Origin of the sequence: Lutimonas saemankumensis (genome assembly GCF_020171465.1) — a bacterium.
GTDB classification, from domain to species: domain Bacteria; phylum Bacteroidota; class Bacteroidia; order Flavobacteriales; family Flavobacteriaceae; genus Lutimonas; species Lutimonas saemankumensis.
In genome coordinates this window covers 308,232-328,780 of the sequence record NZ_JAIUZR010000004.1, presented here as the reverse complement: position 1 = coordinate 328,780, position 20,549 = coordinate 308,232, and the positions used below count along the sequence as shown (strand labels likewise).

General features: G+C 39.4%; 11 protein-coding genes. 5 read left to right on the top strand and 6 right to left on the bottom strand.

Annotated features, from left to right (window positions below):
• Position 1: 1 nt before the first annotated feature.
• On the bottom strand, positions 2-1,687 hold the full coding sequence (locus LCM02_RS09195; RefSeq protein ID WP_224928455.1) for a sodium:solute symporter: 1,686 nt from the start codon (positions 1,685-1,687) through the stop codon (positions 2-4).
• A gap of 68 nt (positions 1,688-1,755) precedes the next feature.
• Positions 1,756-2,739 (bottom strand): phytanoyl-CoA dioxygenase family protein, encoded by a 984-nt coding sequence (locus tag LCM02_RS09190; RefSeq protein WP_224928451.1) that lies wholly within the window; start codon positions 2,737-2,739, stop codon positions 1,756-1,758.
• Positions 2,740-2,914: 175 nt separating this feature from the next.
• Here LCM02_RS09190 and LCM02_RS09185 point away from each other — a divergent pair, with 175 nt between their 5' ends.
• Positions 2,915-3,763 carry a helix-turn-helix domain-containing protein gene (locus LCM02_RS09185; protein WP_224928447.1) on the top strand — a complete coding sequence of 283 codons (849 nt, stop codon included), beginning with the start codon at positions 2,915-2,917 and terminating at the stop codon, positions 3,761-3,763.
• Positions 3,764-3,765: 2 nt separating this feature from the next.
• Here the strand turns inward: LCM02_RS09185 and LCM02_RS09180 are convergent, their stop codons facing one another.
• The 4 genes from LCM02_RS09180 to LCM02_RS09165 form a co-directional block, all read right to left on the bottom strand.
• Positions 3,766-5,904 carry a hypothetical protein gene (locus LCM02_RS09180; protein ID WP_224928445.1) on the bottom strand — a complete coding sequence of 713 codons (2,139 nt, stop codon included), beginning with the start codon at positions 5,902-5,904 and terminating at the stop codon, positions 3,766-3,768.
• A 173-nt stretch (positions 5,905-6,077) separates the two neighbouring features.
• Positions 6,078-7,232: a tetratricopeptide repeat protein gene (locus tag LCM02_RS09175; RefSeq protein ID WP_224928442.1), complete on the bottom strand. Its 1,155-nt coding sequence runs from the start codon at positions 7,230-7,232 to the stop codon at positions 6,078-6,080.
• Positions 7,233-7,325: 93 nt separating this feature from the next.
• On the bottom strand, positions 7,326-8,192 hold the full coding sequence (locus LCM02_RS09170; RefSeq protein ID WP_224928439.1) for a hypothetical protein: 867 nt from the start codon (positions 8,190-8,192) through the stop codon (positions 7,326-7,328).
• Positions 8,193-8,231: 39 nt separating this feature from the next.
• On the bottom strand, positions 8,232-9,953 hold the full coding sequence (locus LCM02_RS09165; RefSeq protein WP_224928436.1) for a sulfatase-like hydrolase/transferase: 1,722 nt from the start codon (positions 9,951-9,953) through the stop codon (positions 8,232-8,234).
• Between the two features lie 324 nt (positions 9,954-10,277).
• Between LCM02_RS09165 and LCM02_RS09160 the strand changes: the two genes are divergently transcribed.
• The 4 genes from LCM02_RS09160 to LCM02_RS09145 all read left to right on the top strand — a co-directional run bounded on the left by LCM02_RS09160 (position 10,278) and on the right by LCM02_RS09145 (position 20,547).
• On the top strand, positions 10,278-12,020 hold the full coding sequence (locus LCM02_RS09160; RefSeq protein ID WP_224928433.1) for a cyclic nucleotide-binding domain-containing protein: 1,743 nt from the start codon (positions 10,278-10,280) through the stop codon (positions 12,018-12,020).
• A 298-nt stretch (positions 12,021-12,318) separates the two neighbouring features.
• Positions 12,319-17,865: a S8 family peptidase gene (locus tag LCM02_RS09155; protein ID WP_224928430.1), complete on the top strand. Its 5,547-nt coding sequence runs from the start codon at positions 12,319-12,321 to the stop codon at positions 17,863-17,865.
• Positions 17,866-17,881: 16 nt separating this feature from the next.
• Complete coding sequence (locus LCM02_RS09150; protein WP_224928427.1) at positions 17,882-19,840, top strand: adenylate/guanylate cyclase domain-containing protein; 1,959 nt, start codon at positions 17,882-17,884, stop codon at positions 19,838-19,840.
• A gap of 104 nt (positions 19,841-19,944) precedes the next feature.
• Entirely contained in the window at positions 19,945-20,547 is a 603-nt protein-coding gene (locus LCM02_RS09145) for an HD domain-containing protein (RefSeq protein WP_224928424.1), read from the top strand.
• Positions 20,548-20,549: the final 2 nt, after the last annotated feature.

Sequence of the window (20,549 nt, the reverse complement as noted above, 5' to 3'; positions counted from 1 at the left end):
TTTAAGCTATTCCCAGAGGGCTGAATATAATCCATAAGAGTAAAACGCAACATATTAAAAGTAAAGTAAGAAATACATCCAAAGACCAGGTAAACTTTAGTTTCATTTCCTTTTTATTAAAGGTGACCAATCTCAGAAGATCATCTGATTTGGGCCTTCCAAGCTGGCTAAAGAGCATCAAAATCACTACACTAAAGATGAATAAATAAATGGCATAGTGCAAAAAGTTAATCTCCAGCATCACTTGTAAAAGGCTTCCCTGAGTCAACTCAATAATACCTTCCTTGGTTAAGTATTCGGTGACTAATCGCATCATTCCAAGAAAGAAACCTGTCCATAGTGCCATGATGGCACCTCTGGCATTGATCCACTTGAAGAACAGGCCAAAAAGAAATACGGCTGCAATTGGAGGCGAGATATAGGCCTGAACGCTCTGCAGATAATGAAATAATCCCCCTCCCATCAGGGTTTTCATAAAGGGTATCCAAAGAAAACTCATAATAACAAGGATGAGCGTTGCAATTTGACCAACCCATACCAGTTCCTTTTCGGTGGCATGGGGTTTATACTGTTTGTAAAAATCAAAGGTGATCAGCGTTGAGGAAGAGTTAAATGCAGATGACAAAGAACTCATCAGCGCTGCGAGGAGCCCGGAGATGGCCAGGCCTTTAAGTCCAATAGGAAGAAACCCGTTGATCATTGCAGGTAAAGCATGGTCTGGATTGTCAAGAGTAAAATTGAGCATTCCTTTTTGGGAAAGAGCAAAAGCGATAACGCCTGGAATGAAAAATATAAATACAGGTAAAAGTTTTAAAAATCCTGCAAATAAGGTTCCTTTTCGCGCATTGCTTATATCCTTGGCGGAAAGGGTCCTTTGCACGATAAACTGATCCGTACACCAGTACCAGACTCCCAGAATGGGAGCTCCAAACAACATTCCGGTCCAGGGGTAATCTGTATCTGAAGATGGCCTCCATAAATTAAAAAACTGGCTCGCTTTAGGATTACCAGGTTTTTCTGATGCCATTGTCAGGGTATCCATCATAGCATCCCATCCACCAATTTGTGCCAGTCCGAAATAAGTAACTGCAATTGTTCCTGCCAACAGAATAAAAGTCTGTATCATATCGGTATAAATTACCGCTCTTAACCCGCCAAGTATAGTATAGAATCCTGTGGCAACGATGGTTATTATGGCCCCTGTCCAAAATGAAACCCCCATGGTTTCAAATACCAGGGCCCCTGCAAAAATGATCAGAGAGATCTTTGTGATAATATAGGCCAGTACCGAAACCACAGACAAATAGTTCCTGCAGGCTTTGGAATATCTGATCTCGAGAAATTCAGGCATGGTATAGACTCCCGTTCTAAGATAAAAAGGGACAAAAACCCATCCAAGAAGGATCAGGATCAGTGCAGCAAGAATTTCAAAATTAGCCTGGGGCATTTCTGCCCTCGCTCCAGCCCCGGAGACCCCGATTATGATTTCAGATCCAATATTGGAAGCAAAAAGGGAGGCACCAATGACGAACCATCCGGCTGTTTTTCCTGCAAGGAAATAATCCTTCGAATCCCGGTCACCTTTATTTTTTCCTCCTCCTTTTGAGACCCACCAGGCTATCCACAAAATAATAGCAAAGTAAATAAATATGATACCAAGATCAATCGGGTTGAGGGTTCCTAACATGAAGCGAAGTTTAAAGGTATGATTTCGTGCTTATTAGGTAAATGTACCAATAATTTTTTAAACTGAATTTACCATTTATTAAGTCCTAACAGCTTTTTTCCAAGCTCACTTAGTTCGGCCCTTTCATATTTAATCTGTTCAAGATTTCTTGGATCCCCGGGGAAAGCGTAGCCGCTTGGAGCAATCCTTTTTTCCCAGGAATTGATTCTCCAGTCTCTGAGCTCCTCATTGTCTTCTTCTGCCGGCATCATGGAAATGTACTGAGCGATTCTAACCTTGTCTTTTGACAGGTTTGGCCGGATGCCATGAGGTTGTGTACTGTTGAAAATAAGGAGATCACCCGCATTAAGTTTTACCTTTACAATTTGATCTTCCAGACCTGAAACGTCAGGTTGAAAGTAATCACGGTCTTCAGGTTGATCCAGTTTCCAGGTATCATAATTGCGATACAACCAGGGAATGCACTGAAATCCTCCCATGTCCGGATCGTTCTGATCTGCAAGGGCCAAAACCCCTTGTACATTCTGTGGCTTGGTTTCAGGGTCATAATCCCAATGAATAAATCCTTTGTATTCATATCCGGGTTTAATAGGGAAATTGAGGTTGGCTCGGTCGATGGTTACCCAAAGTTTATCGGTTCCCCAGATATCGGTAAAGGCGTCATAAACCCTTTGATTTTGTCTGTTGTTCCAGAGGGCCTGATTGTTATACACTTCAACCATTCCCGTTCCTGCGAGCTCTTTCATTTCTATTTCTGCTCTTGGAGAAGTATACCAGGTGGAAGCGTCATTTTTATCCTTTTCCTCAAACTCCCAAAGGAAATCCGCTGTTTTGGCGGCCTGTTCTTTGGAAATGGCGTTTTTAATAACGATATAACCATTTTCTATCCAGAAATTCCAATCTTCCTCCGATAGTACTTTCAGAGGTTTGCCATTTGAACGGTCATTCAACTTCTGGGCACTGCTGGTCGCTGTTGAAGGATTGCCAGGAATCTCCTTATGATTTTGATTTGGACTTTCTCTTTCTTCTGTGTTTTGATTTTGATAGTTCATACTTACATTTTTTGGTTCATACTCCTTGTTTCAAACATTTTCTACTTTGATATATCTCAAAATTAAAAGAGATTCTTTGGGATCGCTACGCTTATAATAACATTAATTTGAACTATATTAACATAATAAAATCAAAAAGGAAGAACATAAAGCTAATAATGTTTAAATTTACTTCATGAAAACAGAATTAGAGCATATAAATCCTCGAAAAGGAAGTTCGGTAAGTCTGATGATCAATCCGAATCTGAGCGACTTTTTTTACTGGCATTTTCATCCTGAGCTTGAACTGGTCTACATTGAGGGAGCTGACGGTAACAGACATGTGGGCAGACATCATAAGGCCTTTAAGGGGAGTGACCTTGTGCTTATAGGTTCCTTCATACCTCACCTCAATTTTGATTACGGGATCAAAACAACCTACGAAAAGATTGTTGTCCATATTCAGCCGGATTTTCTTAAAAGCCCATTTACAGATACTCCGGAACTCGGTGCAATTCATAATTTGCTTAAACTTTCCAGGCATGGGATAGCCTTTGGAAGTATGACAAAAAGAGAAATAGGGCCAAGGCTGAAAAAACTGGAGCATCTGAATAGTTTTGAACTTTTTCTTGAACTGTTGGATATACTTAATGTTTTGGCCGGAGCCCGGGATGCTGACCTGCTCCACAAGGAGGCAGTTAGAAATCAATTTAATTCAAAAGACAAATACAGGCTCGACAAGATCTATTCCTTTATTGAATTAAACTACCGAAATCGAATTAAATTAGAAGAGGTTGCCCGGATGAGCCATTTAACCAAGCCGGCTTTTTGTCGTTATTTTAAGCAAATGACCAAACTAACATTTACTCAATTCGTCAATCACTATAGGGTGGATCAGGCAAAAAAACTCCTTCTCTCAGGAAGTAATGTAACCGAGGCCTGTTTTTCGAGCGGGTTTGAAAGCCTTTCCTATTTCAACAGGACCTTTAAAAAGATTACCGGGACCAATCCGGTTTCTTTTCGGTCCCGATATCAGAATCGCTAAATCTATCTCCTTCGACCACCACCACCTCTCATGGCACCGCTTGATCTTGAACGGCTGTAATTACTTGAACCCTGGCTTCGGGTTTGATAGGACCTGTTCAAATTTCTGCTGGTCGAAGGTTGTGTGCTTGAACGATTTCGTTGTTGAGTCGAAGAACGTTGCTGTTTTTGTGTAGTGGAAGGACGCTGTTGAGCCTGGCCCGAAGAAGCTCGATTAGCATTTGACTTGTTGTCAAATCCTCCGCTTTTGTTCCTTTGATACACGTTTCCATTTCGGTCCGAATACATATTGTTCGCTTTATTGGTGGGTCGGGCTTTACTATTTACGTTCCTTGTAGAACGATTATTCGTGCGTGCCACTCCGTTCTGACGGTTATTGTATACGTTTCGTTTGGCATTATTACGAGTTGCGGTGGCATAACCCCTCCGGTATCCCGCAGCCCTACCTGCTGCATATCCCCTTCTGTATCCATGCCTGTATCCGTGCCTGTACCCTCTGGCTCCCCAGTAACCGTATCGGTAAGGATGGAACCTCCAGCTCATCCATCCGAAACTAAAACCGAAGGAAAACCCCCATCCGGTATAAGGGTTCCAGTGGACTCCAAATCCAAAGGTTACCGGCCTTGGATAATAATAATATCTGTACCAGGGATAATAGTAGTAACCGGTACCGTAGACCACTACTCCGCTGTAAACATATGAATAGGTATAGCCGGGAAGATAGCCCACATAGACTACCTCAGGTGTTGAGTCATACACATAGGTGTATTTCACATTATATACAGGGCAATCAGGAGGTATATTATCTATGTCATCGGGCCTGCTGTCGGATACGGCCCATGGGCCCTTAGCTGAATTGGATACAAACCATACGGCATTATCCACACAATAATATTGCCCTTCGATCAATAAGACTGATTTATCCGTGTTTTTAGCATAGGACATACTGGTTCCTTCAATGGCTTCAAATTCAGGTTCACCGTCATAACTTACTTCAACCGTTGCAGTTTTACGGTCAATGGTAGCCGTTTGAGGGATCGATTGTTCCAGTAAGGCGGTCTGTGCCTCAGGCGTTCCCGGAATACTGGATCTTACGGTGGTCATTTCAGACTCTTCGGGGATCTTTTCAAAACCTGCGGGAAGATTTTCCGGTTCCTGAAATTTCCAGTCACCATCTTCAAGGGATTTGGAATAATACCAGCGGCCCCCTATCAATACATAATGCATTTGAGATGGGATATCCATGATAATATCACTTTCAGAGTTTGCCACATAAAGCAGGTTGGTCCCCTCAATAGGTTTGTAATCGATGTCACCGTTTACCTGGATCAATTCGGCCGGCTGAGTATCAATAATGATGGCCGGGGCCGTTTCATAGGTCCCGGCATTCGGATCTTTTTCCTGTTCCTCAAGGTTGTCTTTGGCAAATTTTTCAATTTTGGAAGGTGGATTTTTTATGCTTTTCCATCCATCTAAAATAGCATCGGAGCTGTACCAGAATTCACCTCCATTGATGTAGTATTTACCCTTTTTAGGATCCTTTACAATGAAAAAACTGGTATTGACAACATATTCCAGGCCTGAATTTTCATCTTTTTTTAGAATGGGTTCTCCGTCGATCATCAGCAAAACCGAGGGAACTTTTCTAAAATAAATATTTGGAGGATCATTTTTGAACTGGTCGGTTAATTCCTTGAGATTCTCAACTTCTTCCAAACTGGCGGCGAGTCGATCCATGGACATATCCATGTTCCAGGATTCCATCTCATCCTCCAGTACTTTTGAGAACTGTTTGGTTTTTTCCTCATCAACAATATCCGGGAAGTGCGTCCTGGTAATGTCCATTTTTTCCAGGGTGGCAATTCGGTTTTCCTTATCGGTCGATAAAGTTGCCTTAAACCATACAGCACCAAATATCATATCTTTATTTTGCGGTTTTAAGGTGATGGCCATTCTTCCTTCCAGGATATTTCCCGAAAAGGATTCAAGTTGTGGCTGATAGAGGGTTACAACAGTTTTGTCTTTGGATTCCATTTCCTTAGGCCATTCAAATGCATCTTCTGAATCCTGAGCCAGAAGATCAGGAGTAATGGAAGCAATTAAAAAGCAAAGAAGGGCAGTGAGCAGAGAATTGAATTTCATATTAGGCTATTTGTGTTTCCTGAAAGGTAATCGTTTCCCTACTAAAGTACTAATTAATAGAGTCCTTTGCAAGGTTAAATATCGCAATAGTATAATGCCGAAAATAAAATTTCAGGATGAAAATGCCTTGGATAATTCCTGTTGAGGTATACTAATCTTCCGAACTACTGAAATCAGTAATTTTTGTAGAAAGAAATTAACCGGTTATGCAATTGCTGCTGAATGGGCTTTGTAAATTCCACAAATAACTGTTGCGGTGGAGCCGGGTTGACCCTTCGATTACTGCAAATAAGGCTTTGCTCCTCTGTCAGTGCCCTTTCATCTCCATTGAACTGACCCCATTCATGGAACCATACAAATTCTCCCGGAAAGTCCTGATAGATCAGGTCTCTTTGGTCCATTCCGTTCTGGGTGATCGAAAGATTGACCAGCCCTCTTGAGATCACTTCCATTCTATATAAGGAAACATCTGCGTTTACGGTACCGATTACTTCTTTTTTACGGCCACTGTCAAGTGTAACTTCTCCAACCACTACACTGTCCTTTTCCATCTTTTCGATTTTCTGCCGGGTATGGGTTTCTCCCACGACAAAATCTTCAAAATTAACTTTAAGGATCTGATCGGGATTTTGTAAACCGTATTTCGAGGCTTCTTCAGGTGTGTAAAATCTGATGAACTCATTATTTTCTATCTGTTGCAGGGTGTTTTCCAACTGCTTGTAAAAAATATCTGCGCTTAATTCATAGGTTCTCGACTGAACAGGTTTTAAATCAGCCACCACATGTAAAATGGAACGGTTATAGGCTTCATCGATTTTAGGCCCTACATCTTTATATCCGGGCATGAACTGATCCGCTCGAACAAAATAATCGTAAGCTTTTTTTGCGTTGTTCCTGTCACCCAATGACAGATGATAGAGTCCTGCACTATATTGTTCTTCAGCTGCATCTGGTTTAATCTTGTTAAGCGTAGTATAGTATTTTTTTGGATTCGTGATGACCTGTTTGGCACCAGGAGAACGTTGAATGCTTTCATACATTTTATTCAGCTTCTCATAGGTGTAAACAGCTTTTGTGAATTTAAAATCCACATTGGCCTGATCTTCATTTTCCAGCCTGTCCATAAAGGAATTGATCGCCTGTGGATAAGCGTTGGCCAATGTTTCCCGAGCCGACTTATTGTTTGGGCTCTTACGAAGTTTCTCTACGGAACGCATAACGGCGTCATAGTAATTGCCTTTTTCATACTGACTTTTGGCCGTGGTACATGCCTCAAGAACTGAGATCAAAACGATCAAAACAACGATAATACCCTTTGTAGCTTTCATTTTATTCGTGTTTAAAAAGAGAATAATTGTATTTGTAACTTTCTAGATAACGAAATTCTTCAGGTATTATTGAATAAAAAAGAAATATAAGATTTACTTCTTGAGAAAAGGATTCTGAACAATTGGTGCAATCTGAATCCGAACGTTCCAGAGAGTTCCGTAATTATCGGGCTTAACTATGGAATATTGGGGCTCAAATCTCAGTTTCATGGGGGTGTTACCCCATTTTACAGTTTTTGTTATTCCAAGGCCTATAGGTAAGGTAAGTTTATTCCCTGACGGAGCATTCCAGTCAATTCCAATATTAGGCCCCATACCGATGGACATTCCCTTTCCCGGAATTTGTTTTCTTGCGATATACTGAATATCTGTTTTTGTTACATCTGATCGATTGACATCTCCTCCTACTGAGTTCCAGTGCTGGACAATGGTTCCAAGGGTCCATTTCTTTGTGATACTCAGCGCCATCAAAGCAGGCCCTAATTGTGTCTTCCCGCTTCCTAAATAGTTGGAAGTAGCAGTTGGAAACGTAAAAGTCATTCCTACTCCCCAAATTAATCCATCCTTTTTGTCGGGTCCATAGAGGGAAAAAACATTTATATCTCCCAAACCGGTTTCCATTCCCGTTTTTTCACCTTGTTCATTGAACCTTGGAGCGGATACTAAAGGAAAAACCGGTCTTACCAATAGCATTTTTGATTTACCTACGGGGACCGGAAGTGAAGGTTGAAAATTGAACACATTTGAGAATTCTGTTCCCTGAACCAGTTCACCACCGTTGAAAGCCAAATTTTCCTGAAAAATAAGCGACCAAAAACGTGACAGGGGATTTTCCAATTGTCGGTTCAATTCGTCCATGGAAACCTCAGTTTTCAGGGAGTCTGATTTATTTTCCTGACCACTCAGTACCATAGGGGACACTAAGAAAAATACAAATAAGGTGATTTTGATTGTTTTCATAAATAAGCCTCCTTGAAAAAGGAGGCTCTAAATAGTTTATTAGTGACCCCAGTCTCCGTCAACTTTCATTTTTGAACCGTCAAATTCAATGTATTTTTTTACATCGATGGGCATAAGCTTCATTTGTTCTTCAACCATGGTTTTAATGGCCTTAGTTTCCGGACGAGCATTGGAAATCCCCGTTAAAGGAATTCCCTTACCGTTCTGGCTGTCGGGGTATTCTTTTTTCATCAGTTCATGTCTGATTTGCATTCTTGTAAACTGGCCCTGGGTATGAATTAAAGGGACCAGATGTGGATTATGTTCTTTCGGATCCTGGTACAGATCATAAAAAGAAGCGCCTATTCCGGTTGCAACACCTGGATCATCAGAAATCAAATGTCTCTTATACCTTCCTTTCACGATGGCTGCCAGTTCGTGACCCTGATAAACAAATACATAATCGCGCCTTCCAAAAGTATCTCCGTTTAAAAGAACTGAAGTCTGGTCAATACCATCAATAATTCGATCCGTGGGAATGTATTTTTCGGCTCCGGCAATTTTTGCAAATGTAGTAAAGAGGTCAGTGACATGTACAATATCGCCTACCAATTGCCCTTCTTTAATGGTTCCCGGCCAATAGGCTATTGCAGGAACCCTGATTCCTCCCTCTGTAAAATCTCCTTTGCCACCCGAAAAAAGAATTTCGGTCATTCCCCAGCCCGGAGGAGGGTTGTGAACCATAGGTCCATTATCCGCCATGATCAAGAACAAGGTGTTTTCTGCAACACCTTCTTCGTGAAGGGTTTCTTTTACTTTACCTACAAAATCATCAAGCCTGGTATAAGCATTGGGGACCTTACCGCCGTTTATCGATGATTTTTGAGGCTCTGGCAACAGGAAGTTTAGGAAATTAGGCCAGTATTCCACGAAAAAGGGTTTTTTAGCCTGTGCATTTTTCCTGATAAATTCGAGAGTTCTTTTTTCTGACTCCGCTTCCATTTTTTCATAACATTCATTGCTGTTACCACACCATTCTTTTGCCAGTTCTCCTTTTTTCCCATCTAAAATCTGTACCCATCCCTTAGGGACCAAACCCGGATCATCAAGCTGATAAGGATCTTCAGGGTATTGTTCGGGGTGTAATCCAAGAATGGCATTGGCTGCATTCCCCTGAGGGTTATAAAGTGATGTGATTTGATTCATAGGAGTAAAAAGGGCTTCATCAAATCCCTGATTATGAAGATAACTTTCTTCTATATCACCTAAATGGCCTTTACCAAAGTGGGCAGTGGCATAACCTGCCTCTGAAAGCACCTCAGCAATTGTAATTTCTTCAGCTGCCATTCCTGAAAATTCATGGGGCATTCCAACGACACCCATTCCATTTCTGACTGGGTGCCGACCTGTAAGAAATGCCGCTCTTGTTGGTGTACAGGCAGGTTCAGAATACATTCTGGTAAAATTGATTCCTTCGTCGGCCAATTGATTCATGTTTGGTGTCGAGTAACCCAAAGCTTTTTGAATATGAGGGAAACCGACTGCACCGAATTGCTGATCATCCCATAAAATGTAAACAATATTTGGAGGGGTTCCATGTTTTTTTTCAAGGTCCTGGAGCTTTTTTTTCAGTTCTTTGTCCTCGTAATTCCATTGATCCTGATTCTGAGATTTCAAGATGTAATATTCTGCATCATGAATTATTTGGTCCTGAGCCATGAGGCTTGTACCATAACATAGACAGAAAAATAACAGGAAAAATAGATTCGCTTTAAATTTCATAGATTCTAATTGAATTAAGTTAAACTTTAGTACGTTAAAGACGATCAAGATTTTATCATCTTCTTAAAAGATATCTAATTTAATAAATTAAAAACATATGATTTAATGAAAAAGATCATGATTGCTGTAAAATTTTGTAATAATCAATTTAGCGTTCTTATTTTATGACAAAAGTCATAAAATTTGAAATCCCGGTAATTTAACTTTAAGGGAGGAAAAATCTGTACTCTCCAATACAGATTTTCATATTAGAATCAATCCTTAAATTTTTTTCTCAAAATTTCATAAGGGCTGATTGGTCGTTATTTTTCTTAACTGTTGGGCATGAAGCGAGAATCTAGAAATAGAATAGAATTAGCAGATGGATCGAGTATTGCCGTAATTGGAGGTGGGCCTGCAGGAAGCTTTTTTACTTATTATGCCTTAGGATTTGCTGAAAGATTGGGTATGAGCATCTCAATCGATATTTATGAAGCAAAAGATTTTGGAAAGATCGGATCCTCTGGATGTAATCATTGTGGAGGCATTGTTTCTGAGTCTTTGGTTCAGAAGTTGTCTGTTGATGGGATCCTTATCCCTAGGGAGGTTATTCAAAGAAGTATTAATTCTTATACTCTTCATATAGAACAAGGAAAAGCGATTATTCAAACGCCCAGTCAGGAGCATCGAATTGCTTCCGTATTCAGGGGTTGTGGACCAAGAGGCTGTACCAGGCAACCGGAAAGGAGTTTTGATAATTATTTGCTTGGTCTTTGTCAGAAAAAGGGAGCAAATATTATTCGCGGTAAGGTGTCAGGATTAGAAAGGGAAGAACAGGGCATTTTAGTCAAATCAAAAAAGGATACCAAAGAATATGACTTTGTTGTCGGTGGCGTTGGTCTTGGAAAAAAAAGTTTGAACATGTTTAAGGCGATATGCCCTGATTTTGATCTCCCTAAGGTGACTCGAGCCTATATAAGTGAAATTTCAATGAAAAAAGAGGAAATAGGTTCTCATTTTGGCGATTCCATGCATGTTTTCCTCTTAGATGTACCTAATGTGACTTTTGGGGCTTTGATTCCCAAGGAAAACTTTGTGACTTTGGTATTACTGGGGAAGGACATAAAACAGGAGACCGTAGATCGGTTTTTAGAGACCGATGAAGTAAAAAACCTGTTTCCGGAATCTATGGTTTTGAAGGATTCATGTCCTTGTAAATGTTTTCCTCTTATTAATATTAGAGAAGCAGTATCTCCTTACGCGGACCGGGTTGTAATGATAGGAGACTCAGCCTCTTCCAAACTCTATAAAAATGGAATTGGAGCTGCTTATATATCAGGAAGGGCAGCGGCTAAGGCAGCTGTATTTAACGGAATTGATGCAAGGAGCCTGAAATCTGTTTATGCACCTGTTTGCAGGGATCTTGCCCTTGACAACAGAGTTGGTAAATTGATCTTTTTTGTCACGAAGTTCATTCAAAAGAACTCGTTTTTGAAAAAAGGATTGTTACGAACTGTAATAAAAGAACAAAACAGCCATAACAGTAAATTTCTAATGAGTTCTGCCTTGTGGGATACTTTCACAGGCAGCGAGGGGTACAGGAATATTTTTAAAAGATTTATGAGTCCATCGCTGATTTTCAATTATTTGAGAAGTATTTTTTCCTCAGCTGTATTTTCTAAAGAAATGCAACAGCATACCAGTTCTAATGGAATTGGCCACCTATATAGAAATGGTGAAGTGATCATCGAACAAGGTACTTTAGGAGATTGTTTGTATGTCATACAGGAGGGCAAGGTGGAGGTCATATTGGAAAATAATGATGAGGAGGTAAAAGTAGCTGAGCTTGGAAAATCTGAATTTTTTGGAGAAATGGGGCTTTTTGAGAGCGATGTCAGATCCTGTACTGTAAGGGCGCTGGGAGAGGCAACGGTACTTACAATCGATAAAAAAAATTTTTATGAATCGATACAAAATGATGCCTCCCTGGCTTATAGGCTGCTGGAGAAAATGTCACATCGACTAAGAGAAGCGAATTTGAAATTATCCAATTATCAAGAAGACGGTTACTCTTATCAAAAAAGTTGAAAAGTTCAATGATAAGAGGATTTAAATACGGTAAATAATAGTGTTGTTTTAAAAATCATACTCAGAGTTTTTAGACTTCAGAAAATTATTTTAACCTTAAAATTTAGTAGCGTAACGAACCTTAACCCCCTCTAAAATGATCCATAATTACTCGATTCCCAGAAAAAAACTAAATTGTTTTTACACTCATCCATGGATTTATGTTTTCCTCTTTGTTTTTTGTTTTTCTTCCGGTGTGTTTTCCCAAAAGGAAAAAGATATACTTCCTCTAGTCTGTGTTAAAAAAATTGAAAGCGGTTTGTTTCAAGCAACCTTCTCTTATGAGAACCCAACGAAGAAAGAGGTGGTTGTTGATGAGAATGCCAGCATTGTGAAGTCTAACAATGGAAAAAGAATCGCAAAAGGGCTTAATAAATTTAAACCCGGCCTTAATAAAAAAGTTTTCACCAAGGAATTTGGCCCTCATGATTTTATCGAATGGACCATTACCAGTAACGGAAATACCCATACAGTTGTGGCCAACGTTAATTCGGGTTATTGTGAACCGAATGATGGTTTTATATTTCCGGTCATAGGTAATGGTAAATCATCCGATTTAATCGGACAGGAGCTCACAGCCATTTGTGATGATGTTGTGGGTGATAATCCTTCAGACTTAATATTTCAGGTTTTTGACGATAAAATTTTGGTCGAAATTATCCCTGTTTCCGGTAAGCTGGACGAGGTAATCACTTTGTTGAGTACTTCCGTATTCAGCATTGTGGAACAGGATTATTTACTTTACAGCACTGATAATCCGGACCCTTTTATTTTCTTAAATGGCTTATCTGCAATAGATGTATATATGAATACCAGCGTTTTATGTGATTTGAACGATTATCCGGAAATAATCAACTTTGCCAGACCCGTATACCCTTCCATTAAAAATGAATTCAGAGATGGAAACACAGGGCTTGCAGTCACGCAAGGAGATGTTACGCAAACCACTGACATTGTGAGAGAATCATTTAGAATAATAGATTCTGAAGGTGTGGTATCACCTGTTGATGGAACCGGTATTACCATAGGAGTAATGTCAAACAGCTTTGACAAACAGCCCTTTACGCCTGGAAACCCTTCCAAAGCCACTCTTGATGTTTTAGCCTATGACTTACCCGGAATTGGAAACACAAGTTACCCTGATCCGGTCAACGTACTTGAGGATTATCCTTATGGGGTAGCTTCAGATGAAGGTAGGGCGATGATGCATATCATTCACGATATCGCTCCTGGTGCCAAACTGGCTTTTTATGCAGCCTCGGTTTCACCAAGAATTTTTGAAACGGGGTTTGAGGCTCTTGCGGAGGTGTCTGATATCATTGTTGATGATATAACTTTTGTCACAGAACCTTTCTTTGGAACAGGAAAAATAGCGGGTATTGTTGATGAATTCAGGAACAGCGGGGGAATTCATTTTACATCAGCGGGTAATTTTGGAGACAACGGTTATCAGGCTGTATTTAACTCTTCAGCCAGTTTACCATTGACTAATTTTATCCCTACCGGGGAAACCAGGGCACATGTTTTTGGCTTCAATGATGACGGTTCCGAAGATTATTTTCAGAAAATAAGTGTTGTCCCGGGGACTTATATGATTGCTCTTCAATGGAAGGAAGACGTCGCATCACAGTACAACGACACTGGAGCCTTTAACGATCTTGATATTTACATTGTCGATGATAGCGGAAGGTTACTGGTGGGGAGTAACAGAGTAAATATTGCAGGAGATCCTAGTGAGGTAATTGTTTTTAAATCTACGGGGACCGGAGAGGCTAATATTTTGATTACAAGCGCAAATGGGGCGACCTCGGTGCCCTTTAGATATATAGCCTTTCAATCCAACGGACTGACTTTGTTGGAATATAACAGTGGTTCTCCCACAATCACCGGACATGCAATGATGGAGAATTCAGTAGCGGTTGGTGCCATACGCTACAATAAAACAGTACCTGAAGTATTTTCATCCTTTGGAGGAACGTTGTCTGACGGAACTTCCGTACAGGTTGATTTTGCGGCTCCAGACGGGGTAGATACCAATGTGAATTCCATAGGTATCAAATATTTTTTAAATGGGGAACCAACGGATGAGACACCAGAATATCCTAACTTTTTTGGAACCTCTGCTTCGGCTCCCTCCGCAGCGGCGGCAGTAGCATTGTTACAATCTGCCCTGCCTACTTGGTATCCGCATCCTACCGAACCCAATAAATCAGTAAAAACCGCAAGTGAGGTTGTCGAATTGTTTAAAAGTAATGTAAGGGATGGGTCTGTACAGGGCCTCCAGGTGGGTAAAGGTATGATCGATGCAAATAAGGTATTTAACACTTTAGCCTCCCAAACTGCCAGAATAACTTCCTTTGAATTTGTTCCTGAAGCAGATTCAGAAAATGCAGGTACATCAAATGTTACCATAAAGATTATTGGAGACTTTTTGCCCGTCCCTGCCTCAGACTCTGAGCCGGTCGTATTCCTGGATGGTGAACCTGTTCCTTTTACTTTTGAGGATGGGGTAATTTACGCTGAGATTCCTCCGTTTTCAGGAAATCCTGATTTACAGATTTATACCCAGCCTAAAGAAGGCTCTGAAGGTAATGGTGGTTTTTCAGAACCCTATAAGTTTTTTCAGGACGGAAAGAATATCATTACTGTTACAGCGAGTCCTGTAACAGTTAAATTTGGAGAATCCTATAAATCACATTTGGCTTATACGTTGGAGGGAATAGAACTTCCGGAGGAAGAAGCTTCATACGCATCTCTGTTGAGCGACTTAGGTTTTCCGGATATTACCTTGAAAACCACTGTGGACAATATTGATTATCCAGATGTAAATAATTACCCGATTACACCATCTTTTGAAGGCGATTTTATTGACTCAGACGAGGATTCAGTACCCGATGTATACGACCAGTGCCCGGATACACCACAAGGTGAATCCGTTGATCTGAATGGTTGTTCAGATGTTCAAAAAGAGGCCGATGATTTTACACCTGCCATAACCTATAAAGTGAATTTTGTGCCCGGAAATTTGGCCATTGAAAAGAATAATTTAATAATCACTCCAAAAGAGATCACCTCGTCAGTCTATGGAGATAAAATACTTATAGAATTGTTGTACAGTGGATACGGAACCGTGAATGATGCCGGAGTTGAATCTTTTGAATCCATTAACGATCCGGAGGCCTTTCTGGCAAAAATAAAAAGTGAACACCTCAAGGATTTTTATGTCGATGCTTCTTCAGGAATTACACCGCTTGGGTTAATTAATAATTTCAAATACGGAGCTACTTTTGATCCGAATGGAGTGGATCGATATCAGGAGATTCTTGACCTTTTGGAGAACGGAAGCTGGATATCTTCTGAGAATACGTTTTTAAACAGGCTGGAACAGTTCCCTTATCGGGGAGGATCATATTCTGAGGAGTCAGGAAAACCGGAAAGAGTTTATGGTTCAGTAAATGTAGATCAGCAAAGTGCATTTATCAATTTTAACACTCTGGATTTTACAGGATATCTGGATGAATTTGCCCCGGATAAGTCAATTGAAAATGGCCAGGCTTTAGGAATTATCAATGGTCAGGCCCTTGGTATAATTAATGGCCAGTCTATTGGTATTATTAATGGTCAGGCCCTGGGAATAATTAATGGTCAGGCGATTGGTATAATTAATGGCCAGGCAATCGGCATTGTTAATGGCCAGGCAATCGGCATTGTCAATGGCCAGTCATTAGGCATTATCAATGGTCAGGCTTTCGGTATTATCAACGGCCAGGCGTTTGGCATCATTAATAATGATTCAGGTCTGGGTACTGGAAACGACACCAATGATTACAACAAAGTTTTTAGTGTCATTGATGCTACCGATTTTAACGCAGAATGCTTAATTGAAGGAAATTGTTCCATTGCAAAATATCATGCCTTGAATTTGATTACAGGAACGGTAGTAACCAGCATAAATCCTCATTATATATTTCCTGGGTCCTTTATAAATCCGATGTCTGATAATTTTAATATCAATTATGAAAAATCGGAATTGACGATTTCAAAAAAGGATTTGGTAGTAAATACCACCAACTTTTCAATTCCCTATGGAGGAGACATTCATGCTGAAATAACAACTGCATTTGATTTCGCTTACAACGACAATCCGGAAACGGTTTTCCCTGATGGTATTCCATATTATTTTGTGAGTACTGATCAGAGTGATACGAAAGAATATATTATGGGTGACAAAATGAATGTTGGAACCTATGAAGTTAGAATCAGAGATGTAGCTGATAATTATTCCATTGTATACGGAGATAATCATGGTCAATTAACCATTACGGGGGCTACGTTGACAGTGACTGCAACTCAAACCGAAAATATCAGTTATGGAGGTACGCCGTCCATAACCACCGTAATTGAAGGTTTTGCTTTCAATGATGACGACGATGGCTCTAACGATGAAAGTATTTCAACTCTTTTCCCGGAAAACGAGGGAGGAATACCTTTCTATTTTATGAAAATTGGTGAAACACCTGATTGTGAGACTTGTGTAAAATATTATCTGCCTTACGAATCAGGTAATGATAAAATGGATGTTGGGGAATATGATATTTTTATAAGCGATAATTCGATTGTTAATTATACAATTGAATATGCCTCTGATCGGGGATCCTTAACCATTGAACCAGCATCTTTAACCATATCAACTACCCCTTTAACATTGGCATATGGCACCTCTGTCAGTGACAATATTCAAACCATTGTTACCGGAGTTGCATATGAGGATGAAAATTCCACAACTGTATATCCTGATGGTTCTGGAGGAACATTGATACCTTATGTTTTCATAGATGAAACGGGTACTGAATTTGGTACAGAAGTCAAAAGCCTGGGCATATATACCATAGAGGTTTTAGCTCCTGTGTCGGGGAATTACGTGGTTGAATACGGACCCGGCCATGGTGATTTAACGATTGGAAAAGCTACCCTAGAAGTTTTAATTTTGCCAGATGAATTAATTGTGAATCAAGGAGAAGACCCTGTTTTTCAGGCGAATATTTCAGGATATGTAAAAGGTGAAAATGAAACTGAGGTTTTCCCTCTGGGTATAAACTATTATTTTGTAGATGAATACGGATTTTCTACTGAATTGACAGATAAGCCTGGACTTTACACGGTGCAGATTGCTGATCCTCTCAATTACGTGATCGATTATGTCAACGAGGCGAAACTCATGGTCAATCCATTTACTGACGATGTGAGAAAAATACGTGTCTATGCAGATTGTGTTAGATACAATGAGCTAAATGATTATACAGTAATTTATCGCTACGAAAACGATAATGATGAAATTGTATATGTACCCGTTGGCAATGAAAATGAACTCATAGGAAATGTTTTGGAAGGAGAGTTGCCTACATTCTTTATGCCGGGAAGTGCAACTTTTGAAATTCGTTTTGATGGAAATCAGTTAACCTGGAGACTCACAACCTATGGCAGTACAAATAAATCTTCTGTATCCTCTTTGAATCAAAGTGGAACAGGGGAATGTGGTGCAAAAATTTCAGGGGCTTCTTATGTGCTATATCCAAACCCGGTAACTGAAGGTATCTTGAACATTGATCAAAGTGAACCGGAAGTCAGTACGGTTTATATTCTAGATATTTACGGAAGGATTTTACATACGGATAACCGTTTTAACGGAATTATTGATAGCATATCGATCAATATGTCAGACTCAAATCTTTATCCGGGAGGCATGTATATTGTAAAAATAGTGAGCTTTGATGAGGTAAAAACCTATAATATCATCAATGAATAGACGAATATAGATCAGTATGATTCAGAATTATAAAGTATTTTTTCTCTTGGGGTTCGCATTTTTGCTGACGTCGATTTCTATGTTATCTCAGGACAGAAAAATTGACAGCTTAAAGGAAATTGTTGAAACTGGGATTAAAGATACGGCCATGGTAGCCACTCTGAACCACCTGGGTATGGAATTATTGTATCAGGGAAAGATTGACGAATCCATGGAATTTAGCAAAAGAGCAAGTGACCTTGCCACTGAATTGAGCTATGTCAAAGGGAAAGCTCTTTCTTTAAAACAGATCGGGAACGCTAATTATTACAAAGGAAACTATTTAGAAGTTTTAGACTACTGGACCCAATCTCTGGAAAATTACGAGTTTATTAAGGATTCCATTGGAATTTCAAACATATTGAGTAACCTGGGAATCCTTTATTTCAGTCAGGGAAGTAATGCCAGGGCAATTGATTATCTTTTACGCTCCCTGAGAATTGCTCAAAAATCAAAGCATCCATTGCGTATTTCCACTGCATTGCTCAATATAGCCATGGTATATGGGGACAACCCTCAGGATTGGGATAAGGCGTTGAATTATTACGAGCAAGCGCTACCTTATTTAAAAATTATCAATGATCCTGCGAATTCAAAAGCCTATTATTTTGGGGTGGGTGAAATTGAATATGCCAAAGGGAATTATCAGACAGCCCTGGATTATTTTGAAGAAGGACTGACCATAACAGAAAATACGATCTATTATTCGCAAAACTTACTATTGTTAGGGAAGACAAAATTCAAACTTGGAGAATTGGAGGAATCCCTTATCCTTTTGAAGGAGTCCTATTCTAATGCAGTGAAAGATGACAACCTTTTGGTCAAGGTAAAATGTTTAATAGAATTGGGAATCGTATATCAAAACAATGATTTTGACAAAGCCATTGAAACCTACAGGGAGGCCGAAGAACTGGCACTGAGTCAAAAACTGAATTATGAACTTGCACAAATTTATGAAGGTATTTCCCAATCCTACGTGAACTCAGGTGATTTCAAAAACGGATATCGTTATCAGGCAAAATATCTTTCACAAAAAGATTCCATATTTAATATCGAGACAGATGATAAAATGAGAGGCCTTCAATTTGATTTTGACTTGTTAAAAAAGGAAGATGAAATAGGATTGCTTGAAAAAGAGGCTCAAATTCAGGATCTAAAGGATAGAAGACAGAGAAATGTGATATTTGCTTCCGGAATCGCTTTGGTACTGATTGGGTTGCTTGCATTAAGTCTTTACCGAAGGTATAAATTTTCAAAAGAAACGAATCTCATCATTGAGACAGAGAAGAACAGGTCGGAGTCACTGCTTTTAAATATTCTTCCTGAGGAAACTGCGAAAGAACTCAAGGAGAAGGGAAGAGTTAAAGCAAAAAGTTTTAAATCTGTAAGTGTGATCTTTGCTGATTTTGTAGGATTTACTGCTTATGCCAAAAGCCTTCAACCTGCCGAACTGGTAAGTAGTGTTGATTATTATTTTTCAAAGTTTGATGAAATCATGGAGAAATATGGTATTGAAAAGATCAAGACCATAGGTGATGCTTATATGGCTGTAGGCGGATTGCCTGACCCGGATCCAAACCATGTTTCCAAAATTATCGGGGCGGCTTTTGAGATTATTGAATTTATAAATGAGATCAAAGAATCCGATTCGAAAGAGCATCATATATTTGAAATACGAATTGGCATCAATACGGGACCCATAGTTGCTGGAGTAGTAGGCACCAAAAAATTTGCTTATGATATCTGGGGAGATACTGTCAACGTAGCATCGAGAATGGAATCTTCATCCCTGCCTGGTAAAATCAATGTTTCTGAAAGTACTTATGAGTTGATAAAAGATGACTATGAATGTGAATACAGGGGAGAAATACATGTGAAAAATAAGGGTATGATGAAAATGTATTTTGTCAACTCGAAAAAAGATAGCAATGAATAAAAAATAAAAGAAATTAAAAATTCGTTATAAAAAATAAACAGTATTAATTTATCATCCATTCGTTTTTGTTTACAGGGCAAAGCAGGATCTGTAAAATGATAAATATGAAAGGTTACATCAATATTAGAAAAGAATGCTGGAATTTATTAAATTCTGAACTCCCGGTCGCCCTGCATTATCACAGTATAAGGCACACAAAAAATGCTTTAAAGAACTGCGAAGAATATCTGAATTATTACAAAATAAACGGGAATGATGCCAAACTACTTCGATTAGGGGTACTCATGCATGATATAGGTTTTACGGTTTCTTCCAAAAATCATGAAGCGGAAAGTGTGAAAATAGCAATCAGACTGATGACGAAGCACAATTTTTCTGAGGAGGCAATCGATCTTGTTTCAGGTTTGATCATGGCAACAAGAATTCCTCAAAAACCAGAAAGTTTGTTGCAAAAAATTATCTGCGATGTTGATCTGGATTATTTGGGCAGAAAGGATTATTACGAAATAAGCGAATTACTTTATAAGGAGATCCTTGAAAATTCAGAATTCATTGAACGGGCAAGATGGAATAAAATTCAAATTGATTTTTTAGAAAAACACCGTTACCATACGGAATATGCCATAGAAAAAAGGCAATTATGTAAAGAACAAAGGCTTTTTGAACTTAAAAAAATGGTAAGGCAAGAACAAAGAAAAATTGTATGAGC

Bases quoted from the DNA above. Each gene is read 5' to 3' on its own strand.
- LCM02_RS09145 (WP_224928424.1), top strand. From the start codon at position 19,945: ATGAAAGGTTACATCAATATTAGAAAAGAATGCTGGAATTTATTAAAT.
- LCM02_RS09175 (WP_224928442.1), bottom strand. From the start codon at position 7,232: ATGAAAGCTACAAAGGGTATTATCGTTGTTTTGATCGTTTTGATCTCA.
- LCM02_RS09190 (WP_224928451.1), bottom strand. From the start codon at position 2,739: ATGAACTATCAAAATCAAAACACAGAAGAAAGAGAAAGTCCAAATCAA.
- LCM02_RS09185 (WP_224928447.1), top strand. From the start codon at position 2,915: ATGAAAACAGAATTAGAGCATATAAATCCTCGAAAAGGAAGTTCGGTA.
- LCM02_RS09170 (WP_224928439.1), bottom strand. From the start codon at position 8,192: ATGAAAACAATCAAAATCACCTTATTTGTATTTTTCTTAGTGTCCCCT.
- LCM02_RS09165 (WP_224928436.1), bottom strand. From the start codon at position 9,953: ATGAAATTTAAAGCGAATCTATTTTTCCTGTTATTTTTCTGTCTATGT.
- LCM02_RS09150 (WP_224928427.1), top strand. From the start codon at position 17,882: ATGATTCAGAATTATAAAGTATTTTTTCTCTTGGGGTTCGCATTTTTG.
- LCM02_RS09180 (WP_224928445.1), bottom strand. From the start codon at position 5,904: ATGAAATTCAATTCTCTGCTCACTGCCCTTCTTTGCTTTTTAATTGCT.
- LCM02_RS09195 (WP_224928455.1), bottom strand. From the start codon at position 1,687: ATGTTAGGAACCCTCAACCCGATTGATCTTGGTATCATATTTATTTAC.
- LCM02_RS09160 (WP_224928433.1), top strand. From the start codon at position 10,278: ATGAAGCGAGAATCTAGAAATAGAATAGAATTAGCAGATGGATCGAGT.